The sequence below is a fragment of the Mycobacteriales bacterium genome (assembly GCA_035550055.1).
Taxonomy (GTDB): domain Bacteria; phylum Actinomycetota; class Actinomycetes; order JAFAQI01; family JAFAQI01; genus DASZTV01.
The window spans coordinates 1-20,982 of sequence record DASZRO010000017.1 but is presented as its reverse complement, the minus strand read 5'-3'; the positions used below and the strand labels follow the sequence as shown (position 1 = coordinate 20,982).

Genomic DNA, 20,982 nt, shown 5'->3' with positions numbered 1-20,982 from the left:
TCCCCGCGTGGCCAACATCAAGAGCCAGATCAAGCGCAACAAGCAGAACGAGGCTGCCCGGCTGCGCAACAAGGCCGTCAAGTCGGAGCTCAAGACCGCGGTACGCCGCTTCCGCGACGCCGCCGACGCGGGTGACGCGGAGCAGACCGGCACCGCCCTTCGCAGCGCGTCGCGGCTGCTCGACAAGGCCGTGAGCAAGGGCGTCATCCACGCCAACCAGGCGGCCAACCGCAAGTCGGCCATGGCGCTTCGCGCCAACAAGTCGAGCTAGTCGCCCACACTCGCCAGCTCGTCGTCGCGGATCGCCGCGACCTCCTCTTCCGGCCATTCCGGAGCTGGCTCGAACGCGGGCGGCCCAAGGTTTCGCCGCAGGCTGCCGACCAGGACGTCGTTGGCCTTGACGATGATCGCGACGACCAACGGCAACACGACGATCGTCCAGACGCTCGCCGCACCCGCGAGCACGAGGACGACGGCGAGCGCCACCGACCCTTCGAAGAACAGCGCTCGAAGCCAGCCGTTGGGGCGGACGTAGCGCAGCCGTAGCACTCGCCAGAACATCGGCGCCGGACGGCCGTCCCAGATCTTCGGTACGGCGGGGGCCGGCTCGTAGCGCTGCTCGAGCTCCGGTGGCAGCGTCGCGACGACGGGGGTCCGAGCGCTCGACGGCACTGCGTCCCACTCCGGCAGCACCCCGACCGGACCCGGCGTCGGGGCCGTGGGCGCCACGTCGGCGTCGTCGTCGAGCTCTTCGACGTCCTCGGTGAGGTCGACATCCTCGGCGTCGAGCACGGAATGCTCGATGAAGTAGTCGTCGAGCTCGGGCAGTCGGTCCTCGACCGGCTCGAAGGCCCTCGGCACGACGGCGGTCTCGACCGTTTCGCCCTCGGGCCGCCACGGCGCCAGGTCGACGGCGGCCTGGTCGTACACCGCCTCCGAGGCCGTCTCGACACGCGGCGTCGGGTCGAAGTCGGTGCGGGCGACGTCCTCCCAGACGTCGACGAACTCGACCGCGTCACGCACCGGGACCGCCGGGTCGAGATCGTGGAAGTCCAGGTCCAGATCGGGCTCGACCTCGACCAGCTCGACCTCGTCGGCGTCGTCGAAGAGCGGACCGCGGTCGAGCCACTGTGGCCGCGGTGTGGCGACCCGCGGCGAGCGCAACCGCGCGAAGGTCGGCACTGCGACGTCCTCGACCGGGTCCAGGGCCCGCGGCTTGGCCGGTTCCGGCTCGGACTCTGGTTCCGGTTCAGGCTCTGGTTCCGGCTCGGGCTCGGCGACAGCTTCGGCTTCGGGCTCGGGTTCCGGCTCGGGCTCTGGTTCCGGCTCGGGCTCTGCCTCGGGAGCGGGTTCCGCCGCGACGGCGAGGGGTCCGACCTCGGGAGCGGTCAGCCAGTCCTGGTCGACCGGCACCGCAACGTCGGCGATCGGCTGCGCGAGCTCCGGGACCGGCTCCAGCGCCTCGGTGGCCAGCCGCGCGATGGCCGCTTGGTCGGCGGCGCGCTGAGCGGACTGGGCCTCGCCCTTCGCCTTGCGCTGCTCGCGTTCGGCTCGTCGAGCCGCCTCACGCGCCGCCCGGTTCACCCGCCGTTGCTCGGCCGCCCAGCGAAGCTCCGCTCTGGTGGGCGGCGCGAGGTCGGGCAGCAGCAGCCGGCTGCGCGAGCGCATCCGGAACGGCGGATGCGCGGGCGGCACGTCGCTCGGCTGGTCGGTCGGCCGGTCGCTCATGCCGGTGAGTTCGCGGCTGCCGCGACGGCGAGGACGGCCCGCTCGACGGCGTACGCCGCATCGTCGGCGGCTCCTTTGAGGTCGGCGTCGGCCGCCGCTACGGCACGGACCGCACGGGCGAGCGCGTCGGGACGCCACCGGCGCAGCCAGTCCTGGGCACGGCGCACCTTCCACGCCGGCAGGCCGAGCCGACCCGCCACGGCGTCGGGTGACCCGGCGCCCGCAGCGCCGACCTGGGCGATCAGCCGGAGGTTGGCCGCAAGCGAGCTGCTCACCAGGATCGGGTCGAGCCCCGTCGCGTAGGCCCACCGAAGCGTCTCGATCGCCGCCGCCGCGTTGCCCTCGACGGCACGGTCGGCGACCGCGAAGCCACTCGACTCCGCCCGGCCGCGGTAGTACGTCGCGACGTCGCTGAGCCCGATCGCGGGCCCGACGTCAGCCACGAGCTGACCGCACGCGGTCGCGATCTCGCGCAGGTCGTTGCCGATCGCCGCGACCAGCTCGACCGCCGCGTCCCGGTCGATGCGTCCGCCGGCGGCCTTCACCTCGTCGACGACGAACTGCTCCCGGTCGCGGACCGAGGAGATCCGGGGTAGCCGCACGATCGCCGCACCGACCCCCTCGAGCAGGTCGAGCAGCGCCTTGCCCTTCACACCGCCTAGGTGATGGCCGACCAGCGTGAGCTCGACCGAGTCGTCTTCGAGGGTGCGGGCGAGCGGGTCCCACACATCCTTGGCGAGATCCTGCAGCCCGCGCACGACCACCACCCGCGGTTCAGCGAACAACGACGGCGAGGCGAGCTCGGCGAGCAGGTCCGGCGTCAGCTCGGCGCCGGTGGTGTCGTGGATCGACGTGCCGGGTCCCACCGCGGCAACCGCCCGGGCGACCGCACGGTCGGCGAGCAGGCCGTCTTCTCCGACGGCAACAGTTGCGCTGGGCACGGCTACAGAATCTCACGGGAGCTCGTGCGAAGACCGCGCTTGACGATTCGCCACAACCACGCGCTCACGCCGACGGCGAGCACCGCGGCAACCGGTCGGGACACCACGACGGCCGCGCCGGGCAAGGCGGCGAACCCGTGCGCCGTCCACGCGACAGCAGCCGTCGGCACGGCGGCGAACCACACGACCGGACGTGCCAGCGGGACCGATGCCGAGGCCACGGCAGCCCCGGCGAGGCCGAGCACGGTGGCCGGGGCGACGGCAGGCGCGGCCAGCAGGTTCGCCGCGACCGCGTAGGGCGTCAGCTGCCCGAACGCGAGGAGCAGCACCGGCGTGCACGCGAGCTGAGCCGCCGCCGGAACCGCGAGCGAGACGGCGACCGGTCGCGGCATCGAGCGTTCGAGGCGGCGGGTCCAGGCGGGTGCGATGACGACGATCCCAGCGGTCGCGACGACCGACAGAACGAACCCGACCGACCGCGCGAGGAACGGGTCGACAACGACGAGGACGAGCACCGCGAGCGCCAGCGTCGGCATCGCCGAGGCGCGCCGGCCGGTGAACATCGCGAGCAACGACACCGCACTCATCACGGCGGCGCGCAGCACGCTCGGCGATGGGCGAGCCAGCCAGACGAAGCCGAGTACGACGAACCCGGCGAGCACCACCCGGCCGCGACGACGGATGCCGGCGGCGCGCACCACCGCCATCGCGACGCCGAGCACGATCGTAAGGTTCTCTCCCGACACCGCCTCCAGGTGGGTCAGGCCGGTGGCGCGCATGTCGTCCTGCAGCTTGCCCGGCACCCGCGAGGTGTCCCCGTCAACCAGACCCGGCAGCAGGCCGCGCGGGTCGCGCGGCAGGCCAGAGCTCGCGGCGAGCAGCGCGGCCCGGACGTGTCCTGCCGCGCGCTCCTCCCAGGACGGGACGCCGAGCAGCCGAGGCGTGCCGCGCACGTCGATCACCGCCGCGACGTCGTCGTGCGGGCGCGCCGGTTCGCTGCGGCCCGTGATCTCGACGCGCTGACCGGGCAGGAGCCCGCTCCACCCGGGATCGAACGACAAGAGCAGCACCGGCGTGGCGAGACGTCGCGGGTGTGCTCCCAGCAGCTCCACGACCGTGGCGTCGACGATCGTCAACGAGGCGCCGCTCGCCGTGTCGGCCGGCTGCGGATCACGCACCAGCCGGGCGACCACGTCGACGGCGGCGTGATGAGCGGCGAGGCGGGCAAGCGGGCTTGAGTGCAGCGATCGCACGTGCAGCGCGGCCGACGTCGCGGCCAGCGCCACCCCGACGCCGATGGCGGCGAGCACACCGCGCCGGCGGCCGCCCGCGACTGCGACCGCGACCGCAACCGCGGCTGCCACCACGGCGCAGGCCGCAGTCAGCGGGACCAGCAGCAGGGTTCCGGCCGCGGCCGCCGACCAGGCGGCGGTCGCAGCGACGAGCATGGGCGGCGGCCGCACGCCGCTACGGTGAGACGAGCGGTGAGAGCTCGGCATAGCGCGTCGGCCCGATGCCGGACACCTGCTGCAGCTGCTCGACGCTGCTGAACCCGCCGTGGGCGTTGCGCCAGTCGACGATCTTCTGCGCGGTCACCGGACCGACGCCCGGCAACGTCTCCAGCTTCGCCATGGACGCGGTGCTGAGCGAGATCAACCCACCCGAGGCCGAGCCGCCGTGCCGGGCGGCGCGCCCGACGACGAGCAGCTCGCCGTCGCTGACCCTCGCGGCAAGGTTCGTCCGCGCGAGGACCGCCGGGCGGGTGGGTCCGCCCGCGGCGGTGATGGCGTCGTCGACCCGCGCGCCGACCGGCAGCGTGACCAGTCCGGGATGGCGCACCGCACCCGCGACGTCGACGACGATCGAGCTGCCGTCCTCGACCGTGGCGCCGACCGTCGACGGGGACACGTCCTCCTGCGGCGCCGGATAGCTCTGGGCATATGACGCCGGCCGCCGATGGTCGTGGACGACGAGCCCGACCGAGATCGCCACCGCGACGACCGCGACGAGGAGACTCACCAGGCTCTGCGACGACATCGCCCGCAACCGGTCGCCGAGGGCAGCCGGCAGCCGATCCGCGGCCGCGAGCCGCACCAGATCGAGCCGGCTCGGCAAGCGTGGTGCGTCGGCCGGGACCGCAAGCGCTGCCGGTGGCTCGCCGGCGAAGCCGTCGGGCCGACGCAGCTCCGGCGGCTGGTCCGGCACCCATCCGGAGGGCCTGGCCGCCAGGCCCATCGCGCTCAGCCGGTCGGCGGCTGCGCGCGCAGTCTCCTCGCCGTGGCCTGGCACGCCGCGACGCTAGGAACCTGCCATCGTCGCGACCGGGGCCGCACCCACCATGTGGAGGCGGCGTGCCTGCCGGGTCCGGTGTGGACTAGGCAGGGACGACGTTGACCAGTTTCGGCGCACGCACGATGACGGTACGAATGCCGCGCCCGTCGAGCGCCCGGACGACGCCGTCGCTGGCGAGCGCCAGCTCCCGCAGCTCGTCCTCACCGATGTCGACCGACACCTCGAGCCGGTCCCGCAGCTTGCCGGCGACCTGTACGACGCAGGTCACCGTGTCCTCGACCAACAGCGCCTCGTCGTGGCACGGCCAACCGGCGAACACCACCGAAGCCTCCCGGCCGAGCAGCGACCAGACCTCCTCCGCGGTGAACGGCGCGAAGATCGACAGCATCGCGGCGAGGGCCTCAGCGCCTTCGCGCACCGCGGCAGCGCCGGCGGGCCGGTCGAGCGCTGCGCCGTCCACCGCCTTGCGCAGCAGCGAGGTCAGCTCCATCAGCCGAGCGATCGTGACGTTGAACCGCTTGCTCTCGGTCTGGCTCGTCGCATCGGCGATGAGCCGGTGGACCGCCGCGCGCAGTCCCGGTTCGGCGGTGGTCGGGTCGCTGCCCAGGCCCGTCGTAGCGATGTCATGGCAGAGCCGCCACACCCGGGCCAGCCACTTCACCGCGCCGGTCGGCGAGACGTCGGCCCAGTCGATGTCGTCCTCGGGCGGACCGGCGAACAGCATCGTGATCCGGACCGCGTCCGGGCCGTACTTCGCGAGCTCCGCCTGGAGGTTGACCAGGTTGCCCTTCGACTTCGACATCGCCGAGCCGTTCATGATCACCTGCCCCTGGTTGGTCAGGCGGGTGAAGGGCTCGGTGAACGTCAGCAGGCCCATGTCGTGCAGCGCTTTGGTGAAGAACCGCGAGTAGAGCAGGTGCAGGATCGCGTGCTCGACACCACCGATGTACTCGTCGACCGGCAGCCACTGCGCTGTCGACGCCGGGTCGAACGCCACGTCGTCCCTGGTCGAGGACGGGTAGCGCAGGTAGTACCAGGACGAGTCGACGAAGGTGTCCATCGTGTCGGTGTCGCGTCGCGCGTCACCGCCACACTGCGGGCAGGCCACCGCCACCCAGTCGGTCGCCGACTCCAGGGGCGACTTGCCACCCTCCGGCCGCAGCTCGTAACCCGATGTCGGCAGCTCGACCGGCAGTGCCTGGTCCGGGACCGCCACCTCGCCGCAGGCCGGACAGTGGACGATCGGGATCGGGCAACCCCAGTAGCGCTGCCGGGACAGCAGCCAGTCGCGCAGCCGGTAGGTGACCGCCAGCTCGCCGGTGCCGGCAGCCGCCAGGTCGGCCGCGATCGCAGGGATCGCATCGGCCTTCGTCATGCCGTCGTACTTGCCGCTGTTGACGATCGTGCCCTCGCCGGGCGTAGCGATCCCGGTTTCGACCGGGTCCGGCCCACCCGTGTCCACCACGATGCGCACCGGCAGTCCGTGGCGACGCGCGAAGTCCAGGTCACGCTGGTCGTGGGCGGGCACCGCCATGATCGCCCCGGTGCCGTAGTCGGCGAGCACGTAGTCCGCCGCCCAGATCGGGATCTCCTCGCCGTTGACCGGGTTGATCGCGGTCCGGCCCAGCGGCACGCCGGTCTTCGGGCGCGCCTCCGCGAGCCGCTCGATGTCGGTGGCCTTGCGGACCTCGTCCAGGTACGCCGAAAAGGCTTCGCGCTGTTGCGAGGCACACAGCTCGTCAGCCAGCGCGGAGTCGGCGGCGACGACGAAGAACGTCGCGCCGAACAACGTGTCGGGCCGGGTGGTGAAGACCCGCACCGGCTCCTCGCGCCCGACGACTTCGAAGTCGACGTAGGCGCCGGTCGAGCGGCCGATCCAGTTGCGCTGCATCGTCAGGACCGGCGTCGGCCACACGCCTTCGAGGTCGGCCATGTCGTCGAGCAACCGCTCGGCGTAGTCGGTGATCTTGAAGAACCACTGCGTCAGGTTCTTCTTGGTGACCTCGCTGCCGCACCGCTCGCACTTGCCCTGGATGACCTGCTCGTTCGCCAGCACGGTCTGGTCCTTGGGACACCAGTTGACCGGTGCGGACTTGCGGTAGGCCAGGCCCTTCTCGTAGAAGCGCAGGAACAGCCACTGCGTCCAGCGGTAGTACTCCGGATCGGAGGTGTGCAGCCGGGTACGCCAGTCGAACGACATCCCCATCCGCCGGAACGACTCGGCCTGCACCTCGATGTTGGCGTAGGTCCAGTCTCGCGGGTCCAGGTTGCGCGACAGCGCGGCGTTCTCGGCCGGCAGGCCGAAGGAGTCCCAGCCGATCGGGTGCAGCACGTCGTTGCCACGCGCCCGAGCGAACCGGGCGACCGCGTCGCCGATGCTGAACGCCTCCGCGTGACCCATGTGCAGGTCGCCGCTCGGATACGGGAACATGTCGACGACGTAGGTGCGTGGCCGGCCGTCGTCGCGCGCCTCGTGGACCCGAAGCTCGTCCCAGACCGGCAGCCACTTGTCGACCACGCCGATCGGGTCGTACCCGACTGCGTCGTCCTCGACCGGGCCGGTCTGCTCGCTCACGCTTGATCGTAACGCGGCCTCGACCGACGATCCGAGTGGTATTCGCGCAGGGACGACCACACGAAGGAGACGTCGATGGCAAGCACGGTCCAGGGAGTGATCGCCCGCGGCAAGGGCGCCCCCGTCGAGCTCGCCACGGTCGTCGTGCCGGATCCGGGTCCCGGCGAGGCGCTCGTCGACGTGCAGGCGTGCGGCGTCTGTCACACCGATCTGCACTACCGCGAAGGCGGCATCAACGACGAGTTCCCGTTCCTGCTCGGCCACGAGGCGGCGGGGACCGTCGCGGCGGTCGGGCCCGGGGTCACCGATGTCGCTCCCGGTGACTTCGTCATCCTCAACTGGCGGGCGGTGTGCGGGCAGTGCCGCGCCTGTTCGCGCGGTGAGCCCTGGTACTGCTTCGCCACCCACAACGCGACGCAGCGGATGACGCTGGAGGACGGCACACCGCTCTCGCCCGCCCTCGGCATCGGCGCGTTCGCTGAGAAGACCCTGGTCGCCGCAGGTCAGTGCACCAAGGTGGACTCCGCCGCCGACCCCGCGGTCGCCGGCCTGCTCGGTTGCGGGGTGATGGCCGGGCTGGGAGCGGCGCTGAACACCGCCGCGGTGCGCCGCGGCGAGACCGTCGCGGTGATCGGCTGCGGCGGCGTGGGCGACGCGGCGATCCTCGGCGCGAGCATCGCCGGGGCGCGGCTGGTCATCGCGATCGACGTCGACGACCGCAAGCTGGAATGGGCGAAGACGTTCGGCGCGACGCACACGGTCAACTCGCGAGACACCGACATCGTCGCCGCGGTCCGGGAACTGACCGGCGGGCTCGGGACCGACGTCGTGATCGAGGCGGTGGGCCGGCCCGAGACCTACCGCGCCGCTTTCTACGCCAGGGATCTGGCCGGCCGCGTCGTGCTGGTCGGGGTGCCCACCCCGGACATGACCATCGAGCTTCCGCTGATCGACGTCTTCGGCCGCGGCGGCGCCCTCAAGTCGTCGTGGTACGGCGACTGCCTGCCCAGCCGCGACTTCCCGTTGCTCGTCGACGCCTACCTGGCCGGGCGGCTCCCGCTCGACCGGTTCGTCTCCGAACGGATCGGGATCGCCGACGTCGAGGCCGCGTTCACCAAGATGAGCGATGGAGGTGTGCTTCGGTCTGTAGTGGTGATGTAACCGCGCAGATCAACCGGCCGCCTCGCATACAGTGGATCTGCGGGGACCGGTCACGGAGCGAGAGGCGGCAATGCACGGGAGTCGGGCCCTTCGGCTCACCGCGCTCGCCCTCATCGCCGGCCTGCTCGCCGCCTGCAGCGGCGGCTCGAGCCCCGACTCCCCCGGCTCGGCCGGCACCCCCGCCGCACCACTGCATGTCGTGTCGGTGCTGCCCGCAACGCTGACCGGCACCACCCCGCTCGTCGTGACCTTCCGCAGCGCGCTGCCGAGCGACTCGGCACTGCCGACCCTCACCCCCGCCGTACCCGGCACGTGGACCCGCAGCGGAAGCACCGCGACGTTCGTCCCGTCGCAGGCGTACCCGCCGAGCACGAAGTTCAAGGTCCAGCTGGTACGCCGCAGCGGGCACCCGGCCGCGACCATCGCGCGACCGACGTCGGTCAACGGTTCGCTGCGCTTCGCCGACCAGATCCTCGCCCGGCTGGGCTATCTGCCACTGACGTCGGCTGCGGCTGCCCCGGCCGACGCGGCCGCCGAGGCAGCCGCCGTCTACGACCCGCCGCCGGGACGGTTGACGTGGCGCTTCCACGACACCCCGGCGACGATCAAGAAGGACTGGAAGACCGGCCGGGACAACGTCGTGCTGCGCGGTGCGGTCATCGCCTTCCAGCACCAGTCACACCTGACCCAGGACGGCGCGATCGGGCCGGCGACGTGGCGCAAGCTCGAGGCGGCCGACCTCGCGCACACCGTCGACCCGGACAAGTACAGCTACGTCTCGGCGAACCTCTACGAGCCGCAGACCCTCAGCGTCTGGGTCGACGGCAAGACGGTCCTGACCTCGCCGGTCAACGGCGGCGTCGCCGGCGCCCCGACGCCACTCGGCACCTACCCGGTCTACCTGCGCTACACCGCCACGACGATGCAGGGCACGAACCCCGACGGCTCCAAGTACAAGGACCCGGGCGTGCCGTGGGTCAACTACTTCTCCGGCGGCTCGGCGGTGCACGGCTTCCCGCGGGCGTCGTACGGCTTCCCGCAGTCCGTCGGCTGCCTGGAGCTGCCGATCGACACGGCGAAGACCGTCTACGGGCTGATCGACTACGGCACGCTGGTGACGGTCACCGGCCCCTACGTGCCGACCTCGGTCGCCACTCCTTCGCCGCCGCAGACCGCATCGCCCAAGCCGTCGGGCAAGCCCAGCAGCGCGCCGTCGCACCACCCGCGCCCCACCGCCTCGGCCACTGCTCCCGCGCTGCCCACCGCCACTCCGACCGCCGCCCAGGGCATCACGCCGCCGACGTCGCACGACCCGCGGCACTAGCGGGCTACGCCGGCAGCAGCTCGCCGGCCTCGATCGCGGTTGGGAGCCGGTTGCCCTCGGGAGCGAGCGGGCAGGCCCACCGCTCGTCGTAGGCGCAGGACGGGTTGTAAGCGAAGTTGAGGTCGATCACCAGCCGGCCGGCGCCGGTGACCGGGTCATAGGTCCCGCCGAGGTCGGCGCCTTTGACGGTGTCGAGGACGTAGCGCCCGCCACCGTAGGTGTCCGCCGAGGCGTCGCGCATGGGCAGCCAGACGCCGCCGCCGTAGGAGTCGAGCCACCACACGTCGAGGGCGCCGAGGCCGGCGAGCTCCGCCCGCCCGATGCGGGTGAACGGCACGACGCCGTCGGTCGAGGTCGCGATCTCGATCCGCTGCACCGGGGCGGGTGCGATCTCGACCTCGAAGCACCAGACCGGGTCGTAGTCGGCGACCCTCAGAACGGCGGCGCGGTCCGCCGACTCGGGATGAGCGGAGAACAGCCACTGCCGCCCTTCGCTCCAGAGGCGATGGGCGGCCACCGGGTCGGCAGTGGCGCGGACGTCGCGATAGAGCGCGGCGACCCGACGCCGCCAGTCGAGCAGGGCGAGCGACACCGCGACGGTCAGGCCGCTTGCAGGTCCACGACGACCTTGATGTCGTCAGGCTTTCGCTCGAGGGCCTGGGCCCACTCCGCCATCGGGACCGTGCGCGTGATGATCTTCGCCAGCCAGTCGTTGTCGGCCGCCGCCAGCGCCTGCGCCGCCTGCTGGTAGTTCGCGAGCCCGGCGTTGACCGAGCCGAACACGACCTCGTTGGACAGCACGATCGCCTTGTTGACCGCGTCGGCCGCCAGCGACATCTCGCGGGTGCCGGAGGAGATGCCGGTGAGGCACACGATCGCATCCGGCGCGGCACGACCCACCACGTCGAACACGACCTGCCCGATCCCGGTCGCCTCGATCACGATGTCCGGCGGGCTGGCCAGGTCGTCGAGCGAGGTGACGTACGACGCGCCGAGCTCTGCGACCATGCCCGGCTTCGGACCCTCGGTGACCCGGTCGAGGACGGTGACGTCCAGACCCTTCTGCCGGCCGATCATCGCGGCGAGCAGGCCGATCGGTCCGGCCCCGGTGACGAGCGCGGTCGCGGGTGTCCAGCTGGAACGCGCCGCGATCTTGCCGACCTGGTCCCACGCCTTCGCGACGACCGACGTCGGCTCGAGCAGGACCCCGAGGCGGTCCAGCGAGGCGTCGAGCTTGATCGCGAACTTCGGCGCGACGCGCCAGCGCTGCGAGCCGTAGCCGTCGTGCTGCTTGATTCCCCGCTCGGTGAACTTCCCGTTGCGGCAGAAGTCCCACTGGTCTTTCGAACACGGCTCGCACGGCACCGGATCCGGGCGGCGTACCACGCCCGCGACGAGGTCACCCTTGGCCAGCCCCGACCCGTCGGGTGCCTCCAGCACGCGACCGAGCGACTCGTGGAAGAGCACCAGCCGCTCGTGTCCGGGCGGGGCCTCGCCGTAGCCGTCGACGGACACCTCGACGTCCGTGCCGCAGATCCCGACGTACAGGCCTTCGACGAGCACCTCGCCGTCGGACTCCGGCGGTTCCGGGATCTCCTCGACGCCCGCCGTCGAGACATCGCCTGGCTTTACCGTGCACGCCTTCACTCGGACTCCCTCGTCGGTCCCCGGTGCTGACGCTATGCCCAAAGATCAACGGGCCTACCACTAGGTCAGCGGATGAAGCTCCAACGGCAGGCCGTCCGCCGGCATGGGCAGCGACAGCAGGTCCCACGGCACGACGTAGCCGGCAGGCGTGGTCCACCGGTAGCGGCGCAGCAGGTGGTGCACCAGGATCTTGACCTCCTGGGTGCCGAAGTACATGCCGATGCACTTGTGCGCCCCGCCGCCGAACGGCACCCACGCGTAGCGGTGCACCTTGTCCTCGTGCCGCTCCTCGGAGAAGCGCTCCGGGTCGAAGGCCTGCGGGTTGGACCACACCTCCGGCATGTAGTGGCTGAACCACGGCGAGACCGACACGAACGTGTTCGCCGGCACGTAGTGGCCGAGCAGCTCGGTGTCCTTGATCGTCTTGCGGACCATCGACGGCACCGGCGCGGTCAGCCGCAACGCCTCCTTGATGACCAGATCGAGCACCGTGAGCTCGTCCAGCGCGTCGATGGAGAGCTCGTCGAGGGCGAACGACTGCTCGCGCGCCTTCTCCTGCCATTCCGGATGCGCCGCCAGGGCGGCGAGGACGGCGGAGGTGGTGATCGTCGAGGTGTCGTGCGCCGCCATCATCAGGAAGATCATGTGGTTCACGACGTCGTCGTCGGTGAACGTCTGACCGGTGTCGGTCTCCACGTGACACAGCGCCGAGAACAGGTCCTCGGTCTCCGTCGCCCGCTTGGCGGGCAGCTTCGCCCGGAAGTACTCCTCGAGCACCCGTCGGCCGACCAGGCCGCGGTGCCACCGCAGGCCGGGGACGTCCGCCCGGATCATCGACGTGCCGGCACGCACCGTGTCGATGAAGGCGGTCTGCAGCTTCGCGTCGTCCTCGCCGGTGGAGTCACCCATGAAGATGTGGGTGGCGATGTCGAGCGAGAGCCGCTTCAGCGTCGGGTACGCGAACATCTTGCCCGCCGCCGGCCAGCCGGCGACGTCCTTGGCCACGAGCTCGTCGGTGCGCTCCAGATAGCCGGTGAGCCGCGGCCGGGTGAAGGCCTCCTGCATGATCCGGCGGTGCAGCAGGTGCTCGTCGAAGTCCAGCAGCATCAGCCCGCGCCGGAAGAACGGGCCGATGAACCACTCCCAGCCCGACTGCGAGTACGCCTTGTCGGCGTTGACGAGCACCGACTGCGTCGCGTCCGGCCCGAGCGCCATCAGCAGATCCAGCCCCAGCGACTTGATCCACGTCACCGGTCCGTAGCGGTCGTACATCCGGCGGGAGAAGTCCGGGCCGCTGAACATGAAGCTGAACGTCGAGCCGACCAGCGGGAATCCCTTGTTGCCGGGCACCGGCTGGAGTCCCGAGCCGGCCGGCGGTACGGCGAGCGGGCGCGGGCGTTGCAGCCGGTCGAGGGCCGCGCCGAGCCGCCCGGCGCCCGGCAGCGCCGCCGGCCGGATCTTGTCCGGATGCTTCCAGGTGGTGCTGACGGTGGCTTCGGTCACGGGGCGCTCCTATGCGGCGGGTTCGATGCCGGCCACGTCCACCCCGAGGGTGAACGCGGTCTGCGAGACCGGCACGTCGTCTTTGTCCGGGAAGGTGTGCAGCACGTGGTCGGCGAGGTGCACCGTCACGCCGTACCAGTAGTTCTCGTTGCGGAAGTGGTGCAGCCGGTGCGCCTTGTAGACGTAGCGGTAGTAGGCCCGCTTCGGCTTGTAGCTGGAGTGGATCAGGAAGTGCACCCACTCATAGGTCAGGAACATCCCGTACGCGACGACCAGCCAGCTCAGCGCCAGCCGCCAGTTCATCCCGACGATCAGCCAGTAGAGCGGTACGGCGACGACGACCGACGTGACGAGCGCCCGCCGGGGCACGAGCACCAGGGCGATCACCTTCGGGCTGGCGTGATGAGCGCGGTGCTTGCGGGCGAGCAGTCCGTCGAAGGTGACCGAGCCGACGTGACGCGGCTTGGCGTGCAGGACGAACACGTGGATCAGCCATTCGGTGAACGGCTGGACCCCGAGGACGATCCCCGCAATGGCGAGATCCCACCACCGCCAGCCGCCGAGTACGACGCGGCAGACCAGCGAGGCCAGGAAGGCGAGCGCGAGCACTCGGGCGTTGAACGTCCGCCAGAAGATCCGGGCGGCGCCACCGAGCGTCAGGCCGGCCGCGGAGTAGTCCGCGGACTGCCCCACGGGGGTCGCCGGCGGGTTGCCGGCGGTGCGGATCTCAGCGATCGCCACGCCTGGATTCTGACACGCGCCGTTACTCGGTGCGGGCGAACATCAGGCAGGCGGCCGTGAGCAGCGTGACGCCGACGCCGAACACCACCAGCACGTCGAGCCAAGCCGGGACCGCCCACCCGTCCCAGGTCGGCGGGAAGAACAGGTGCCTCGTGGGGTTGTCAGCCGCCAGGCTGTGGATCACCAACGACCGGGCCGAGGCGACCGCATAGGTCAGCGGGTTGAAGCGCGACACCAGGTCGAGCCAGCGTGGGGACTGCGGACCGAGCGGGTAGAGCGAGCCGGACATGAACATCAGCGGCATCAGCATCATGTTCACCAGCGGCATGAGCGTCTGCACGCTCTTCACCCGTGCTGCGAGCACCAACCCGACCGCGGTCATCGTGAACGACGTGATGAACACGACGCCGAGCAGGCCGAGCATCAGCAACGCCCGGTAGGGCACGTGCACTGCGCCCGCCAGCGCGATGATCAGCACGCTCTGGATCGTGGCGATCGTGGCGCCGCCGAGACACTTGCCGACGACGATGCTCGACGAGGAGATCGGGGCGACGAGCATCTCCCGCATGAAGCCGAACTCGCGGTCCCAAACGATCGAGATCGCCGAGAACACCGCGGTGAACAAGATCCCGGTGACCAGCACCCCGGGGAACAGGAACGTCTTGAAGTTCGCTCCGCCGGACGACCCGCTCACCGCAGCCGACAGGCCCGCGCCGAGCACGAACAGGAACAGCAGGGGCTGAAGCAGCGTGGAGATCATCCGCGCCTTGTCGCCGAGCATCCGTGTCATCTCTCGCTGCCACACGATGCTGACCGCGCGGACCTCGTGCGCGAAGCCACCGATCGGGGAGCTCACCGGGACGACCTCGAGGCCGCCCGAGAACGTCTGTGCCGTCATCGCCCCATCCCCATCCAGCGCCTCGGTGCGGCCGGTCCGTCGTCGCCGATCCGGCGACCCGCGTGCGCCAGGAACACGTCATCCAGCGTCGGCCGCGACACGCTGACCGAATGGACGGCGATCCCGATCCCGAACAGCTTCGGAACGAAGGCCTCACCGTCGGGTACGCCGATCAGCAGCGCGTTGCCGTCGGGCACCGCGTCGATCTTCAGCTTCCGCTTGATGGCCAGGATCGCCGCGTCGTTGTCGGCGGTGACGACCTTGACCTGGTCGTCCCCGACGCCGCCCTTGAGCTCCGCCGGCGTACCGAGCGCGACGATCTCGCCACTGTTGATGAAGGCGATCCGGTCGCAGCGTTCGGCCTCATCCATGTAGTGCGTGGTGAGGAACACGGTGATGTCCTCGCGGCGGCGGAGCTCGTCGACGTAGCGCCACAGCACCTGGCGGGACTCAGGGTCCAGACCGATCGTCGGCTCGTCGAGGAACAGCACCCGAGGCGAGTGGAGCAGACCGCGCGCGATCTCCAGCCGGCGCTTCATGCCACCGGAGAACGTGCGAACCGCCGACGTCTTGCGTTCGGCAAGGCCGACCAGCTCGAGGACGGCGTCGATGCGGGCGCCCACGGTGCGACGAGACATGCCGTAGATCGCGGCGTGGAAGCGCAGGTTCTGCTCAGCGGTCAGGTAGTCGTCGAGGGTGGTCTCCTGGAAGACCAACCCGATGTGACGGCGTACCGCGGTGCGCTCCTTGTCGACGTCGAGGCCGGCGATGCTCGCACTGCCTGCGGTCGGCTTGACCAGGGTGCAGAGCATCTTGATCGTCGTCGACTTGCCGGCGCCGTTGGGGCCGAGGAAGCCGAACAGCTCTCCCGCCGTGACGTCCAGGTCGATCCCACGGACCGCCTCGAGGTCGCCGTAGCGCTTTTCCAACCCGCGTACCGTGACCGCCGGCTCGGCCGCCGGCGCCTTGCGTGCCCGTGCCAAAGGAACCCCGTTCGATCGCCCCGGTCACGCTACCCGCGTCACCCTGCCGCGCCAGCGAATATTGCCTTGATGCGCACCGCGACGGTGCGAGGTTTCGCGCCCAGCGGAACCGTCAGATGCAGCCGGCCCTGCCGGTCGCTCACGACGGTCCGCGTGACGCCTGCCGTCGTCACCGCCAACGACGCCTTCGGGGCGAAGTAGCGCGGCGTGACCACCGTCGCGACCCCGTCGCCGCTGAGGTCGAAGCCGGTGTCGTCGGCGCGGCTGATCCTGGCGAACGCCAGTGCCTCGGGGCGGCTGATGCGCACCGTCCACCCCCACTGACGCCACTGCGGGTTGATCGTCAGGTAGCTGGTCCGCTTCGGCGCCGCCGGCGGATCCGCGAAGGTCCGCATCATCGCGGGCGCGAACTTCTGGAGGTCGCGCGCCCAGTACGGCCAGATGTGGGTGCCGCTGCCGTAGTCGTAGACCGTGGCCGTCATGTGCGCAGCGTGCAGGTGCTGGAGGAACAGGTCGGTGGAGATGTGCGTCATGCTCTCGATGCCGCCGCCCGCCACGTAGCCGACCGGGTTCGTCACCGGGTCGTCGTACTGGCCCGGCAGCCCGTCCGCAGTGGCGAACCAGAGCTTGACCGGGCGCAGGTTCGAGATCAGGCGAGCCGGGTCGTGGCCTTCCCAGTTGATCTCGTCGCTGATGTGGTTGCCGAACGGCGCGTTGGCCTCGACCCCGTTGAGACCGACCATGGTCGCGCCGATGATGGCCTCCGCACCGAGCCGGGCCTCGACGTCGCGGTCGATCTCGGGCGCTCCGGAGAACGACGCCTGCTGGACGAACAGGTCGGGATGGCGCGCGGCAAGCTCCGTCGAGCCGTAGCCACCTTGCGACAGTCCCGCGACCGCACGGCCGGATCGCGAGCGGATCGTGTCGAAGTTGGCGTCGATCCACGGGATGAGCTCGTGGATGTCGTAGGTCTCCCACTGCGACTTCCCGAGGGCGGTGTGCTGGTCGACCCAGTCGGTGAACCAGCCGCCACCGTCGCCGTCGAAACCGATGTCGGAGCTGACGGTGATCACCCGATAGGGCTTCATGGTCTGGGGCGCCTTGCCGGCGGTCATCCAGTCCGTGCTGTGCCCGCTGGTGCCGGGGAACAGGTAGAGCACCGGGTAGCGCGGGTCGGCGTCCGGCGTGTAGCCGACCGGCAGCAGGATCTGGACGTCGATCGTCTTCGGTGCGAGCGCCGCCGGCCGGATCGTCGCTTGCAGCTGCCGCGGCCCCACCACCTTGACGGCCTGGACCACGATGCCGTGACCGCTGCTCACCCGGATCGATCCGATCGGGTCACCGGACGGCACGCGCGCCGCGGCGGAGGCGGCCGACGCTCCGGTTGCCGCGACGAGGGCGAGGACCGAGACGCCGACGGCGCCGAGATGACGGGCGCCTGACCGCGTGGCAGGTCGCGAAGTGAATCGGTGCCGGCTGGTTCTCATCCCGTGGGTTCCCTGTCGTCGGTAGGAAGACGTTCGCTGCGGACGCTGCGACCACCTGTGCCGGTTGCGCGGGCAGTCCACGACCGCGGCAACCGGATCGTTCGTGCGCTGAAGGTCGCCCCGGCGCTGACCCGCACGACACCGGGATTGCGTACGGCGAGCGGCAACCTGGCAACCCCGCGACGGCCGGTGCGGGCGCGCACGCCGGCGGCCTCGACGAGCGCTCCCTCGACCGGCCGGGTGTCGACGAGCCGCTCGGTGCGCCCGGCGCCGGGGATGCTCGCCGTCACGGCCACGACGAGCCTCCGGCCCTGTCTCGTCACCACCCGGCGCACCCGCACCCGAAGTGGAGTCGCATGCGGCATCCGCCGCGGGCACGCGCCGAGCCGCGGCGGGCCGTGCAGCGTCGCACCGTCGACCACCGTCGTCGCGCTGCCGTGCGTCTTGGTGCCGTCGATGTCGAGGTCGACGTCTTCGGACCCGGTTTGCGCACCGCTGAGCGTGACGTGCATCGTCCAGTGGACCGGCGCGCCCACGTAGAACGGGTTGGACACCGTCTCTGTCCCGGACACGAAGCTCTTGCCGTCATCCGAGTAGTGCCGGTACGTCAGGCTGGCGACGCTGCTGAGCACGGTCGCGACGGAGGTCACGGTCGCGGTCCCGCGACCCGCGCCGTGAACGACGTACCCACCCGGTTGGTCCATCCCGCTGTCGAAGGTCAGCGGCGGCTTCGCCCAGGAACCGACCACGGATGACACCACCGGAATCGGTCGCCTGGGCGGGATGCGCAGGTGGGCGATGAGGATCTGGGACGGCGAGGTTCCCATGTCCGCCTGCTGGGTGGTGCCACGGGCTGGTCCGTAGACCCGCTGCTGGAGGAGGACCTCTGTGCTGTCCGGGCTCCACACCTGCTGGCCCAGGAAGTCGTTGGCGACGTAGGACGGGCCGCCGCGATACGGGCCGAGCGGCTGTCCCATCAGCCGGCCGCCGTCGTCACCCGCCGCCGGCAGCAACCACGGGGTGAGGTCGCACTGGAAGCCTTCGTGGCCCCCGACGTAGTAGCCGGCGAGCCCGGCGGTCACCGGGAAGTCGATGAACGGGTGGATCTCGGGCAGGGCCCCGAACACGTCGGTGCCGTGCATGCCTCGGTAGGAGGCATCCAGGTCGTACCGGCCGTCCGGCGAGAGCCCGCCGTCCTCGTCCCAGTCGACGTTCGCGGTCAGCCGGGTGACCTTGCCGGTACGCAGATCGACGAGCTCCTGGTCGGGATTGATCGCGTCGGGTTCGCCGACCACGACGACGTCACGCCCACCGTCGGCGAACGACTTGAGCTCGAACACCTCGTCCGACGCCGCCCGTCGCGCGGCGTCGTCGTCGGTGAGGCCAGCCGGCGCCGCCGGGTTGACGACGCGCAGGTCCGTGACGTCGTACTGCGAGCGCTCCCGCACCAGACGCCCGACGACGAGCATCGTCCCGTCGGTTCGCACGTCCATCCAGCCGAGGTGGACGCCGTCGGGAGCGAGATGCCAGGTACGACGCAGCAGGACTGGGTGCACGCCGACCTCGTCGGCTGACATGTCGACCGGCAGTTCGTCGTGGCGATGACAGCGGAAGATGCTCGGGCGGCACTCGACGACGTAGGCACTCGCGCCGAACGGCGGGTCGGCGGGCGGCGTCGACCCGGTGTCGTCAGAGATGAACAGTCGCCGGTCGCCGGGGAAGGCGTACATCATCGCCCCGACGTCGCCACCGATCCTCGGTGCGTCGGACATGCCGCAGGTGATGCATCGAAGCCGGCTGCCGTCGGCGCGCACCACCCACGCCTGATAGCCGTCGAGCTGGTTCTCGAACAGGATGTGCCGTCCGTCAGGCGTCCAGGTCATGCCCCACGGCTGGACCCGGTGCGGCAGGTCGATGCGCCGGTAGCTGACCGGAACGAACGGTGGCGGATGCCTTCGGCCGCCGTTTGCGCTGCCGTATCGCTCGAACAGTCTCGTAACGGTCGGCTGCGCGGGCTTGGGCCGCCCGTGCTGGTCGAACAGGCCGTATCCCCCACCGACGGCGGCGGTCGAGGGCGCGTCCTGCAACAGAAACGCGAACAACCCGGTCACGCCATAGCGCGGTCCGTACCTGCCGACGGTGGTCAGCACTCGTCGCCAATAGTCGCGCTGCGCGTCGTACTCCGCCGGACCTCGACTGGTGGGATAGCCCACCTCGGTGATCACGATCGGCACCCGCGCACCGAGACCCACAGCCGTCATGCAGGCCCGCGTCGTGGCCATCGCGAGCCGTTCGATCGACTGGTCGGTCCCGTTGACGGGCGTGTCCGTACTCAGCAGATTCGGATAGGTGTGCAGCCCCACCCAGTCGACGTCGTGGCGGAAGGCAGCGCTCGCCTGCAGAGCGAGACGCGCCCAGAACGACGCATCAGCGCCGTAGGCGTACGCGACGTTGAACCCGACCCGCAACCGAAGGCCAAGGGCCCTCGCCAGGGACTTCGCGGCGACCACTCCTTCGACCAGTGAGGCCACGATCTGCGGGTCGGCGCCGTCGCTGGTCGTCGGGCTCGGGACATCCGGCTCGTTGGTGATCTCCACCGCGTGCAGCCATGGTCCGTCGGTCCGCACCACCCGCCGGACGAATCCGACGAACGCCTGTGGTGACTCGTGCGGACTGCTGCCGACCCCGATGTCCAGGGTCACCGGGTACCCGTGTCGGGCCAGCCTGTGAAGCTGCGGGTAGACCTGGCGCAAGTACGCCGCACTGCGGCCGGGTCCGGTGTAGTCATGCACCCCGAGGTGCTCGAGCGTCCCCTTCAGCCGCTCGAGCAACGGCAGCGTCGCGGCGGTCGGGTGGTTGTCGGTGACGCCGAAGGTCAGCGGGCGACGCTCCCCCACCGACGTCGAGGACGCGGTGACGTCGGGCAGCAAGCAGTTTGCCAGCCCGGATGCGCTGAGCGCGCGGGGCGGCGCTGCGGCGGCCGGGACCACCCAGGCGGCCGTGAGCAGCGCAAGCACCATCGGCAGGGCCGGCATGGCGACGAGTCGGGCGCGCCATTCAGAGACATAGATGTTTATCGTCGGTACGATAGCGTCTCGGTCGTGGCGCCGACACTGCTTCCGCGACACGAAACCGCAACCTGGCGGGCGCAGGCCGCCGCCTCGCAACGCGACCGGCTGCTGGTCGCCATGGCAGATGCGTGCGTCGACACCGGCTACGCGAACACGCGCGTCGCCGACGTCATCTCCCGAGCCGGAGTGTCACGGCGCACGTTCTACGAGTTCTTCGACAACCTCGAGGACTGCTTCCTCGCGACCTACGACCGAGGGGTCGAGGCGCTCAGCGAGATCATCGCGTCCGCCCTCGCGGAGCTGCCCTCCGATGTCGGCTGGCGGGAGACGTTGCGCTCGCTGGTCAGGACCTATCTCGAGGTGCTGGCGGCCGAGCCGGCGTTCAGCCAGTTCGCGCTCGTCGAAGTGCTCGCGGCGGGCCGGGCGGCGCGGGACCGTTACCTTGCGACCGTCGACCGCTTCCACTCGCTGGTTCGCCTGGTCGACGACTTGGCCTGCCGCGAGGAAGGTCGGACCGACCCGACGTCGGATCTCGTGCTCGCGATGTTCGCGGGAGGCATCAACCGGTTCGCGATGACCGAGGTGCTGGCCGGCCGAGGCGGCGAGCTCGCGCACCACGCCGACGCCATCT

17 protein-coding genes are annotated in these 20,982 nt (G+C 70.8%); 4 read left to right on the top strand and 13 right to left on the bottom strand.

All coding sequences use genetic code 11. The features are described from left to right. The first annotated feature begins 7 nt into the window (after positions 1-7). On the top strand, positions 8-271 hold the full coding sequence (gene rpsT, locus VG899_02175) for a 30S ribosomal protein S20 (GenBank protein ID HWA65162.1): 264 nt from the start codon (positions 8-10) through the stop codon (positions 269-271). On the opposite strand, the gene VG899_02170 is transcribed toward rpsT, so the two are convergent. From VG899_02170 to leuS, 5 genes are all read right to left on the bottom strand, one after another. Then, positions 268-1,728 carry a hypothetical protein gene (locus VG899_02170; protein ID HWA65161.1) on the bottom strand — a complete coding sequence of 487 codons (1,461 nt, stop codon included), beginning with the start codon at positions 1,726-1,728 and terminating at the stop codon, positions 268-270. The genes rpsT and VG899_02170 overlap by 4 nt on opposite strands. Further along, on the bottom strand, positions 1,725-2,669 hold the full coding sequence (locus VG899_02165) for a DNA polymerase III subunit delta (GenBank protein HWA65160.1): 945 nt from the start codon (positions 2,667-2,669) through the stop codon (positions 1,725-1,727). Before VG899_02165 ends, VG899_02170 begins: the two co-directional genes overlap by 4 nt. A gap of 2 nt (positions 2,670-2,671) precedes the next feature. Continuing rightward, complete coding sequence (locus tag VG899_02160; GenBank protein ID HWA65159.1) at positions 2,672-4,132, bottom strand: ComEC/Rec2 family competence protein; 1,461 nt, start codon at positions 4,130-4,132, stop codon at positions 2,672-2,674. A 4-nt stretch (positions 4,133-4,136) separates the two neighbouring features. Then, positions 4,137-4,958, bottom strand: coding sequence for a ComEA family DNA-binding protein (locus VG899_02155; protein HWA65158.1), 822 nt, complete (start codon positions 4,956-4,958; stop codon positions 4,137-4,139). Between the two features lie 85 nt (positions 4,959-5,043). After that, positions 5,044-7,536, bottom strand: a complete 2,493-nt coding sequence (leuS, locus tag VG899_02150) for a leucine--tRNA ligase (protein HWA65157.1) — start codon at positions 7,534-7,536, stop codon at positions 5,044-5,046. Positions 7,537-7,611: 75 nt separating this feature from the next. On the opposite strand from leuS, the gene VG899_02145 reads away from it, so the two are divergent. Both VG899_02145 and VG899_02140 read left to right on the top strand, forming a co-directional pair. After that, a complete protein-coding gene (locus VG899_02145; GenBank protein ID HWA65156.1) occupies positions 7,612-8,697 on the top strand; it encodes an S-(hydroxymethyl)mycothiol dehydrogenase in 1,086 nt (361 codons plus the stop codon). Positions 8,698-8,767: 70 nt separating this feature from the next. After that, positions 8,768-10,021, top strand: coding sequence for a L,D-transpeptidase family protein (locus VG899_02140; protein HWA65155.1), 1,254 nt, complete (start codon positions 8,768-8,770; stop codon positions 10,019-10,021). A gap of 4 nt (positions 10,022-10,025) precedes the next feature. Here the strand turns inward: VG899_02140 and VG899_02135 are convergent, their stop codons facing one another. Genes VG899_02135 through VG899_02100 form a run of 8 tightly spaced genes read right to left on the bottom strand, consistent with a single transcriptional unit; the run spans position 10,026 to position 20,315 of the window. Beyond that, positions 10,026-10,613, bottom strand: a complete 588-nt coding sequence (locus tag VG899_02135; protein HWA65154.1) for a DUF1684 domain-containing protein — start codon at positions 10,611-10,613, stop codon at positions 10,026-10,028. 8 nt (positions 10,614-10,621) lie between these two features. After that, on the bottom strand, positions 10,622-11,668 hold the full coding sequence (locus VG899_02130) for a glucose 1-dehydrogenase (GenBank protein HWA65153.1): 1,047 nt from the start codon (positions 11,666-11,668) through the stop codon (positions 10,622-10,624). A 60-nt stretch (positions 11,669-11,728) separates the two neighbouring features. Continuing rightward, positions 11,729-13,171 carry a cytochrome P450 gene (locus VG899_02125; GenBank protein HWA65152.1) on the bottom strand — a complete coding sequence of 481 codons (1,443 nt, stop codon included), beginning with the start codon at positions 13,169-13,171 and terminating at the stop codon, positions 11,729-11,731. 9 nt (positions 13,172-13,180) lie between these two features. After that, the gene (locus tag VG899_02120) at positions 13,181-13,912 is read right to left on the bottom strand and encodes a sterol desaturase family protein (GenBank protein ID HWA65151.1); all 732 of its coding nucleotides are present in this window, start codon (positions 13,910-13,912) and stop codon (positions 13,181-13,183) included. 22 nt (positions 13,913-13,934) lie between these two features. Further along, the gene (locus tag VG899_02115; protein HWA65150.1) at positions 13,935-14,810 is read right to left on the bottom strand and encodes an ABC transporter permease; all 876 of its coding nucleotides are present in this window, start codon (positions 14,808-14,810) and stop codon (positions 13,935-13,937) included. Beyond that, positions 14,807-15,793, bottom strand: a complete 987-nt coding sequence (locus VG899_02110; protein HWA65149.1) for an ABC transporter ATP-binding protein — start codon at positions 15,791-15,793, stop codon at positions 14,807-14,809. Before VG899_02110 ends, VG899_02115 begins: the two co-directional genes overlap by 4 nt. 38 nt (positions 15,794-15,831) lie before the next feature. Continuing rightward, entirely contained in the window at positions 15,832-17,280 is a 1,449-nt protein-coding gene (locus VG899_02105) for an alpha/beta hydrolase family protein (GenBank protein HWA65148.1), read from the bottom strand. Next, the gene (locus VG899_02100; GenBank protein ID HWA65147.1) at positions 17,277-20,315 is read right to left on the bottom strand and encodes a hypothetical protein; all 3,039 of its coding nucleotides are present in this window, start codon (positions 20,313-20,315) and stop codon (positions 17,277-17,279) included. Before VG899_02100 ends, VG899_02105 begins: the two co-directional genes overlap by 4 nt. Before the next feature lie 66 nt (positions 20,316-20,381). On the opposite strand from VG899_02100, the gene VG899_02095 reads away from it, so the two are divergent. Then, a partial coding sequence (locus tag VG899_02095) for a TetR/AcrR family transcriptional regulator (protein HWA65146.1) occupies positions 20,382-20,982 on the top strand: 601 nt, incomplete at its 3' end.